This is a genomic window from Caballeronia sp. M23-90, from assembly GCF_053574605.1.
On sequence record NZ_JBSIPA010000275.1, the window covers coordinates 1 to 8,900 of the forward strand.

Annotated in this window: 11 protein-coding genes and 1 pseudogene; 11 read left to right on the forward strand and 1 reads right to left on the reverse strand. The window is 61.7% G+C overall.

The window, feature by feature from the left end:
- Positions 1-67: 67 nt before the first annotated feature.
- Positions 68-742: pseudogene (locus ACRXB1_RS23165) on the forward strand (GlxA family transcriptional regulator); the annotation flags it as partial.
- An 89-nt stretch (positions 743-831) separates the two neighbouring features.
- Positions 832-1,284 (forward strand): hypothetical protein, encoded by a 453-nt coding sequence (locus tag ACRXB1_RS23170; protein ID WP_449493343.1) that lies wholly within the window; start codon positions 832-834, stop codon positions 1,282-1,284.
- A 6-nt stretch (positions 1,285-1,290) separates the two neighbouring features.
- Here the strand turns inward: ACRXB1_RS23170 and ACRXB1_RS23175 are convergent, their stop codons facing one another.
- Positions 1,291-1,587, reverse strand: a complete 297-nt coding sequence (locus tag ACRXB1_RS23175) for a hypothetical protein (RefSeq protein WP_143325505.1) — start codon at positions 1,585-1,587, stop codon at positions 1,291-1,293.
- 132 nt (positions 1,588-1,719) lie between these two features.
- Here ACRXB1_RS23175 and ACRXB1_RS23180 point away from each other — a divergent pair, with 132 nt between their 5' ends.
- From ACRXB1_RS23180 to ACRXB1_RS23220, 9 genes are all read left to right on the forward strand, one after another.
- A complete protein-coding gene (locus ACRXB1_RS23180) occupies positions 1,720-1,956 on the forward strand; it encodes a DUF3072 domain-containing protein (RefSeq protein WP_062003096.1) in 237 nt (78 codons plus the stop codon).
- A gap of 25 nt (positions 1,957-1,981) precedes the next feature.
- Positions 1,982-2,158: a hypothetical protein gene (locus ACRXB1_RS23185; protein WP_449493344.1), complete on the forward strand. Its 177-nt coding sequence runs from the start codon at positions 1,982-1,984 to the stop codon at positions 2,156-2,158.
- Positions 2,159-2,183: 25 nt separating this feature from the next.
- Positions 2,184-2,582, forward strand: coding sequence for a hypothetical protein (locus ACRXB1_RS23190; RefSeq protein WP_062003095.1), 399 nt, complete (start codon positions 2,184-2,186; stop codon positions 2,580-2,582).
- A 117-nt stretch (positions 2,583-2,699) separates the two neighbouring features.
- Complete coding sequence (locus ACRXB1_RS23195) at positions 2,700-3,596, forward strand: LysR family transcriptional regulator (protein WP_449493345.1); 897 nt, start codon at positions 2,700-2,702, stop codon at positions 3,594-3,596.
- A 217-nt stretch (positions 3,597-3,813) separates the two neighbouring features.
- Positions 3,814-4,137: a MarR family winged helix-turn-helix transcriptional regulator gene (locus ACRXB1_RS23200; RefSeq protein ID WP_305954584.1), complete on the forward strand. Its 324-nt coding sequence runs from the start codon at positions 3,814-3,816 to the stop codon at positions 4,135-4,137.
- A gap of 43 nt (positions 4,138-4,180) precedes the next feature.
- Positions 4,181-5,281, forward strand: a complete 1,101-nt coding sequence (locus ACRXB1_RS23205) for an HlyD family secretion protein (protein WP_075357299.1) — start codon at positions 4,181-4,183, stop codon at positions 5,279-5,281.
- A complete protein-coding gene (locus ACRXB1_RS23210) occupies positions 5,278-6,849 on the forward strand; it encodes a DHA2 family efflux MFS transporter permease subunit (protein WP_174362840.1) in 1,572 nt (523 codons plus the stop codon). The genes ACRXB1_RS23205 and ACRXB1_RS23210 overlap by 4 nt, the downstream gene beginning before the upstream one ends.
- Before the next feature lie 8 nt (positions 6,850-6,857).
- Entirely contained in the window at positions 6,858-8,270 is a 1,413-nt protein-coding gene (locus ACRXB1_RS23215; protein WP_449493346.1) for an efflux transporter outer membrane subunit, read from the forward strand.
- 61 nt (positions 8,271-8,331) lie between these two features.
- Positions 8,332-8,900, forward strand: a 569-nt coding sequence (locus tag ACRXB1_RS23220; RefSeq protein ID WP_449493347.1) for a LysR family transcriptional regulator, incomplete at its 3' end; no start/stop codon positions are given.

Consider the following 8,900-nt stretch of genomic DNA (forward strand, 5'->3'; position numbering starts at 1 on the left):
TCCGTCGCGAATATGAATGCGGTCGAGCTCCACGTTGGCCTTGGGAAACATCCGTGCGAGTTGCGGCGCGTTCCGCTGCGATCGCTACGGGTCGATCTGCACGGGCGCCTTCGCGCTGGGTCATGCGGGTTTGATCGATGGCCGTCATGTGACGACGCACTGGCAGAACGCGCCGCAACTCGCACGGATGTTTCCCAAGGCCAACGTGGAGCTCGACCGCATTCATATTCGCGACGGAAACCTCGTCACGTCGGCGGGGGTGACGGCGGGTATCGATGTCGCGCTTGCACTCGTCGCAGAGGATCATGGCTCGACGGTCGCGCTGGCGGTGGCGAAACGGCTTGTGGTGTTTGCTCAGCGGCGTGGCGGCCAGTCGCAATTCAGTCCTTACCTGAGTGCACCCGCCGACGAGACCTCACCCGCCGCCCGGGTCCAGGCTTACGTGATGGAGCATATCGGCGAGCGGCTCACGGTCGAGAAGCTCGCGCAGATCGCTGGCATGAGCGAACGCAATTTCGCCCGGGCTTTCGTGGAGGCGACCGAACTGACGCCGCATGATTTCGTAGAACGCGCGCGTATCGATGCCGCGCGCAACGCGCTCGAAAGCACGGTCACGCCGCTGAAGACCATCGCGTACGAGTGCGGCTTTGGGACAGCGGACCGGATGCGGATCGTGTTCCGGCAGCGGCTGGGCGTGTCGCCGAATGATTATCGGGTGAGTTTCCAGAAGCGCGAAAGCTGATCCTTGCATGGACGAACGCTGGACCGGTTCGTGCTCCGGTTTGTGCTCGCATCCACTCGCGCAATCACACGAACATTCCGGAGACGTTGATGAAAGATGATGCTTACGAACGACGTGCGCTGCTCCTGCATCTGGGCGATGTGCTCGAAGCGCTCTCGTGCCTGTCACGCAGCGGCGCACGGCACGCGACGCTTGGCGAGGCGCTGGTCGCGGAAGATTCGCTGGTGAGTTTTACATGGCTGGGTTTCATCGATTCCGCAATGTCGCCGCGAACCGTATCGGATCGCGCGGCCAACGCGTTCTTTCTCTGGCCCAAGTCGTTGCTCGACGAAAACCTGAACCGGCCTTTGTTGGCATCGACGGTGCAGCACGATCTTTTTGCCGGCAATCCGCAAGGGTGGTCCAGGTACGTGGCCGAGCGCAGGAAAGACGTCGCGTGGTTTGCGGAAGGCCTGAAAGCACCTCCCGCCGAAGGCGAACCTGAACCGGAAGCCTCAGAGGCCTCGGGCCTCACCCGCTGGCCCTGGCCCGAAAAAACCTGAAAGCATTCACGGCTTCTTGCTCATGCTGCTTGCGCCAGCATCGAGCCCCATACCGTTCTTGCGGCCGCTGGGCGGCTCCTTTCCCGCCGACACCTTGCCCGGCGCGGGCTTGAGGGCGTTGTCCCGCGCCACGGACGAACTCGTGGCGCTCGCGGGCGACGTGGTGTTGTGCTCGTCGTAGGCTGGCGTGCTGTCGGACTCGAGCTTGTTGGGCTTTTGCTGCTGGCCATCGGCGTAAAGTGGGACAGCCGATGCCGCGATCAAACTGCCGATCATCAAAAGAACGCGTGGGGAGAATGTCATTGTTATTCGGCTGGAGTCGCCGCCCGGTTTTATCGATGAATTGAGTCGAGCAAGTAACGCTCCCGGCAAAAACGTCCTGGGTGCTTGGAACACGGCTTGCTGTTGACTTGTGACCTCAACCAGGACGCGATCATGAGCAATCAACCGAATCAGCCAGCCGATGAAAACCCCAAGAGCCATCCCACTTCAAATGCCGAAAAAGATCCTGCCGACTGGGTCACGGGCGACGAAGCAATGACCGGCGCGCAGGCATCGTATTTAAAGACGTTGTCGGAAGAAGCGAAAGAACCATTCGATGCATCGCTCAATAAAGCGGAGGCGTCGCGAAGAATTGAAGAGCTTCAGGCGAAGACCGGCCGGGGCACCTGAATCCATTTCAACCGAGGACTGAACCATGGCGACAGAATCATCACGCGACACACCGCCCAAACAACGTGACGACGATGCCACCGCAGCAGACCGGCAACTGAGCGACGCGGAGAAGGACTCGCCCAAGGGCGAGCCCGCACCGCCCAAACCCGGTCGCGGCACCGACCTGCCCGACCCGAAAGACGTTGGCGAGGCCGGCTGAAATCATTGAAACCGAGGACCGAACCATGGCATCCAAACCCAAGCAGGCCGACGACTCCGCTCCGGCGAGTCTGGCGGCAAGTCTCGCTTACACCTTCAAGTTGTTCGCGACCGACCATCGCGTTCTGGCGCAAAACGGCGATGGCAAACTGATCGATATCGGCGCGATCGAGCATCGTGAAAAGAAGGGGTTTGTCGTGTCGCTGGACGTCGACGAACTGGAATCGGAGCCGGAAGCGAGCGAGAAAAAAGCGCTGCAGAACATTGCGTCGCAGATCACGTTTGACTACCTCGATGGTCTTTTCACCAGCGAGGATGTCACTGAATTTCACGGCAAGCTGGCCGACCTGCCGCATATTGAACTGACGCTCGATGAAACCCTTCCACGCAGCCTGACCGACCGCACGCCCCCCCACCTTTTCTAAGTCACAGGCAAGCCAGTCTTGCCATTCCAGTCCAGATCCTGGATTTGCCGCACAATCCCGACGACGCCCGCGCCCGACATCAAGATTGAAACGCGCGGCATTCTCAAGGATCGAGCGATGGACTATCTGACAAGCCTGAAAGTGTTCCGGGCGGTCGTGGAGGCGAAAAGCTTCACGCGCGCCGCCGATCTGCTTGGCGTCTCGCCGCCGGTTGTATCGCGTGCCATCTCCACGCTCGAGCAGCGGCTCGGTAACCGGCTTTTTCATCGCACGACCCGACATATATCGCTGACGGAAACCGCCGAGAAGTTTTTCGAGGGTTGCTCGCGCGTGCTCGATGAACTCGATGCGCTGGAAACGCAGGCGTCGAACCGTGCCAGCGATCCAAGCGGCAACCTGCGCGTGGTTTCCCATACCACGGCGACATTGAGCCGCCTTGTGCCGCTGCTCGCCACCTTTCGACGCCGCTATCCGCTGGTCGGCGTGGATGTCACCTTGACCGAGCGTCCCGTCGATCTGGTCGCCGATGGTTACGATCTCGGCATCGTGCTGCCTTTCATGCTGACCAGCGACACCACCGTCACGCGCCTGCTTGAACGCATCCCGCTTGTGATCGTGGCCACGCCCGAATACCTGGCGGACAAGCCGCGGCCCATTCATCCCGCGGACCTGGCGGCACATGAGTTCGTCGCCATGCACCCGTCGATCCGCAAGCACATGCTGACGTTCCGCATGGGCGACGGCGAAGAATTGACGGTGCAGACCAAGGCCGACATGACATCGAATAATGCGCTGCTTAACCGCGGCCTCGTGTTGCAGGGACTTGGCGTGGGCGTGCTGCCTTTTGCGCTGGTGCGCGACGAGCTTGCGGCCGGCATGCTGGTTTCGCTGATGGACGACTTCGAGATAATCGATGGCGCCATCGAGATCCGTCTCGCCTACAGCAGCCGGACCTTGTTGCCGGCCAAGGTGCGGGCGTTCATCGAGCATGCATCCGAGTTTTTCGAAGTCTGAAGCGTCAGTTTTCATCCTCCTTTTGCATCGATTCCATTTCATTGTTGACTGATTCGACATCAATTTGATGTGCGCGATGACGGTTGACTAGGTGCATATACACACTTAGTCTGTGCACATGCACACCCGTCCACCCCGACACGATGACTGTTTTGCCCTCCGGCAGGCCGCACGCCATATCTCGCAGCTTTACGAGCGGCATCTCTCGGCGGCCGGCATGACGCCGACGCAATTCAGCATCGTGTCGGCGCTGGAACGCGCGCCCGACATGACGATGGCCGAGCTCGCGCAAGCAATGGTGATGGAACGCACGACAGTCGTTCGCGTGCTGCAGCCGTTGTTGCGCAACGGTCTGGTATCGGCGGAACTGGGCGGTCCGTGCCAGCGGCGGCTGCAACTCACGCTCACACAGATTGGCCAGGCCAGGCTCGCCGATGCACTGCGCCACTGGCATGCGGCGCAGGAAGAATTCGAAGCGAAGTTCGGGCGGCGTCAGGCCGCGCGCCTGCGGCGCGAACTGTTCCGGCTGACGAGCGAATGACCACGCGCTTAAAAGATATCCGACGCAACCAACAGGAAACGACATGACCACGCCTTCCACGCCGCTTGCGTCCACCGCATCTCCCGCCGTTGAAGGAGGCGCCCGGCGCTCGTTCCGGATCGGCTGGATGCCGGCGGCGATCATCGTCGTGCTGGTCGTGGTGGCCGCTGCCGCCACTTACTGGTACACCGTGCTGCGTTTTGTCCAGAGCACCGATGACGCCTATGTAGGCGGCAACGTCACCGTCATGGCGCCGAAGGTGAATGGTTTCGTGACCGAGTTGCTGGTCGCCGACAACCAGCGCGTGAAGGCCGGACAAGTGCTGGTCCGCCTAGATTCCCGCGACTACGATGCCCGTCTCGCCCAGGCCGACGCCGACCTGAAGAGCGCACGTGCATCGGTTGATGAACTGGTTGCGCGGCAGCAACTGCAGGCCGCCGTGATCAACCAGAGTCAGGCGCAGGCGCGGGCGTCGTCGGCGGAAGTCACGCGCAGCGCGTCGGATCAGGTGCGTTATCGGCAACTGGTGAAGGACGAGGCGGTATCGAATCAGGTAGTCGAACGTGCCGATGCGGACTTTCTCAAGGCCCGCGCGACGCTTGACAACAGCAACGCCGCAACGCTTGCCGCCACCCGTCAGCTCGCCGTGCTCGCCGCACAGGTCGAAGACGCGAAAGCAAAGGTGGCGACCGCCGTCGCGTTGCGTCGCGTTGCCGAGTTGAATGTGGAATACACGACCATTCGCGCGCCGGTCGATGGCTACGTAGGCAACCGCACGGCGCGCGTCGGCATGCTCGCAAACACGGGCGCGGCGCTCCTGACCGTCGTCCCGGCGGACGGCCTTTGGGTCGATGCAAACTTCAAGGAGGATCAACTCAAGAAGATGCGCGTGGGTGATCGGGTCGACGTGGCGCTCGATGCCGCGAGCGACGTGATCCAGGGTCATATAGAAAGCCTGGCGCCCGCAACCGGTGCGACGTTCAGCGTGCTACCGCCCGAGAACGCCACGGGCAACTTCACGAAGATCGTGCAGCGCGTACCCGTGCGAATTCGCCTGGACGTGCCGCCCGGCAAGGAGAACGTGCTGCGCGCCGGACTTTCGGCAACGGTCACGGTGCACCTCGGCGGCGTGAGCCATTCATGAACGCCGCGCCCCTCACTCCCGCCGACCAGCCGGTCAAGCAACGCATCTTCGCCTTCGCGCTGATGTGCCTGGGCTTCTTCATGGCGACGCTCGATATCCAGATCGTGGCGTCGTCGTTGAAGGACATCGGCGGAGGCTTGTCCGCAAGCCAGGACGAACTCTCGTGGGTGCAGACGTCCTACCTGATCGCGGAAATCCTGGTGATCCCGATGTCGGGCTGGCTCTCGAAAGTGTTCTCCACACGATGGTTGTTCGTAGCCTCGGCAGTGGGATTCACCATCACGAGCATGCTCTGCGGCCTCGCATGGGACATCAACTCGATGATCCTCTTTCGCGGTCTGCAAGGCGCGCTCGGCGCCGCGATGATTCCCACGGTTTTCACCACGGCGTTCGTGTTGTTCCCAGGCAAGCAGCGCGTGATTGCATCGACGACGATCGGCGCGCTTGCATCGCTCGCGCCGGCCATTGGCCCGGTGATCGGCGGCTGGATCACATCGCAATGGTCGTGGCACTGGCTGTTTTATCTGAACCTCGTGCCGGGCCTTGTCGTTGCCATTCTGGTGCCGAAATTCGTTCATATCGATGAACCGAATCTGGCCTTGCTCAAAAAAGGCGACTACCTGGGCATTGCGCTGATGTCGGGCTTTCTCGGCTGCCTGGAATACGTGCTCGAAGAAGGTCCGCGCAAGAACTGGTTCGGCGATGACGTGATCGTCACCTGTACATGGATCTCCGCCATCTGCGCCTTTCTGTTCCTCGTCCGCGCGTTCACTGCAAAGGATCCTGTCGTCGACCTGCGTGCGCTCGCGGTCCGGAACTTCGCGATCGGCTGTCTGCTTTCGTTCGTGACGGGCATCGGCATCTTCGTTTCGGTGTTTCTCACGCCGTTGTTCCTGAGCCGTGTGCGTGAATTCGATTCGCTGCAGATCGGCATTGCGTTGCTTTCGGTCGGCGTGTTCCAGTTGATGTCGCTGTGCGCATACGCCTACATTTCCCGTCTCGTCGACATGCGCTGGTGCCTTATCTTCGGCATCGTGTGTTTTGGTGTCGGCTGTTATTTCTATGTGCCGCTGACCAACGACTGGGGCTGGCAGCAGTTGTTATTGCCTCAAGCGCTGCGCGGAATCGGACAGCAGTTCCTCGTGCCGCCCGTGGTCACCATGGCGCTTGGTTCGTTGCCGCAATCACGCCTGAAGTCGGCAAGCGGTTTGTTCAACCTGATGCGCAATCTCGGCGGGGCGATCGGCATTGCAGTGAGCGCGACCATGCTCAACGACCGCCTGAATTTCCACTACGAGCGCCTGAGCGAAAGCGTCACGACCGGCAACCCGCAAACCGGGGCATTCCTCACGCGCCAGTTCGCGCATTGGGGGTCGGCGGCCGGCGACGCGTTGAATGCGACCAGCGCCAGCCTTGCGAACCTGCATGCGCTCGTGATGCGCGAGGCGCTCGTCCTTACGTTCTCCGACACGTTCTTCGTACTTTCGATGTGCTTTGCCATCGGCGCAATCAGCGTGATATTCGCGCGGCCAATCGGCGCTGCTCCGCCTTCTCCTGACGCTCATTAAGGTCGATCATGCATAAAAGATTGCTGGCGCTGATGGCGCTGATACCGGGCCTGATGCTCGCGGCATGCGCCGTTCAACCCGCGCAGCACGCGGATCTGCCATCGACGGTAAAGACGGTTGCGCCCGAAAACTGGAGCGTCGATGCACCCCAGGACAACGCCGATACCGCCGCATGGTGGCTGCAATTCGGCGACCCGGTGCTGCACGAACTGGTGGCGTCGGTGCTGAGCCAGAACCTCGATGTGCAAGCGGCGATCGAGCGCGTGAAACAGGCGCAGGCCGTCACCACGCAACGTCGTGCGGTGCTTTTGCCCGAGCTCGACGCCACTGCGACGGCCGCGAACACCCGCCAGAACGCGCCGCCGCCTTTGGGTTACGTACGTGATGCAGGGTTTGGCGTCGCGCTTGGCTGGGCGCCCGATGTCTTCGGCGGAGAACGCCTCGAATTACTGGCGGCAGAAGCGCAACTGACCGGCCGTCAACACGCCGTCGATGAACTTCGTCTCGCGCTCGCGGCAAACACGGCATCGGCGTATGTCGATCTCCGATGGGCGCAAAGCGAGCAGAAGATCCTGCAAGACAACGTCGCCATCCGCGAACGCGCGCTCAAACTCACGCAAGAACGCATGCAGTACGGACTCTCCACGCGGCTCGACGTAGCCCGTGCGCAGAATCAGTTAAGCGAACTGCAATCGCGCTTGCCGCGGGCGGCATCGACGATTCAGCATCAGTTAAGCCTGATCGCGGTGTACTCGGGGCGCACGCCCGAATCGGTCGATACCCTCGTGCTCGCCACGCCGGCTGCAATCCCGACGCCGACCGATACCGTGCCGCAAATGCTGCCGTCAGAAGCGCTGTTGCGTCGTCCCGATGTCCGCAGCGCCTACGCCGAACTCACGCAGCGCGCGGCGGAAGTCGGCGTGGCGAACGCGAATCGCTATCCGAAGTTTTCGCTGCAACTGACTGATGGTTTGCTGGCAGCGTCGTACGTCGGCCTGCCTACGCTTACCGACAACCTTTTCAGCGCCGCGCTCAACGCAACGAGCCCGATCTTCAACGCGGGGCGCATCACCGCGGGTATCGAACAGAGCGAAAGCCGCATGCGGGAATCCGATCTGCGCCTTCGGCAGACCATGCTGCAGGCGTTGAAAGACGTGGAAGACACGCGCAGCGATCTCGTCAGCACGTCGGAGCAGGCAGATCGTTTGAAAGACGCGCTGCAGTCATCCGACCAGTCGCTGCGGCTTTCCACGCAACTGTACAAGGGCGGCGCGAGCGGTTTCCTCGATGTCCTCGCGGCGCAGGACGCTTACCTGAAAGACTCGGACGCGTTGAATCAGGCGAAGCGCGAGCACGCGCTTGCGGCGGTTGCGCTCTACCGTTCGCTTGGCGGCGGATGGAGCGAGACACGGCAGGAATGATGCTCTCAGGACGCCTCGGGTAACATCGGGCATCTTCCGCCCCACGATGCTCGACCCGCGCATGGCACTCAAAAACCTCCTGAGACGGCTTGACCTCACCACGCTGCAACTATTCCTCGCTGTCTACGAGGAAGGCACGCTCACACGCGCTGCTGAGCGCGAGGCGATCGCCGTTTCGGCTGCAAGCAAACGTCTGCTGGAACTCGAACAGGCCGTGGGCGCAGCGCTGTTTGTTCGTCGCGCGCGCGGCATGGAACTCACGCCGGCCGGAGAAACGCTGCTGCACCACGCACGCCGCGTGTTGCGCGATGTCGAGAATATCGGCATCGAACTTGCCGAGCATGCAACTGGCGTGCGCGGTTATGTGCGGATGATGGCGAACCTCTCGGCTATCGTCGAATTCTTGCCGGAAGACCTGCGCGCTTTCTTTTCGATGAACGAACGCATCAAGCTCGACCTGGAAGAGCGGCCGAGCAGCGGCGTGGTGGAGGGCATAGCCGACAGCCTCGCCGATGTCGGCATCTGCTCGGGCGAAGCGGATACCCGTGGACTGCATGTGTCGCATTATCGGCACGATTCGCTCGTTGTCGTGATGCGCGAGGATCACGCGCTCGCGAGTCGCGAAAAGGA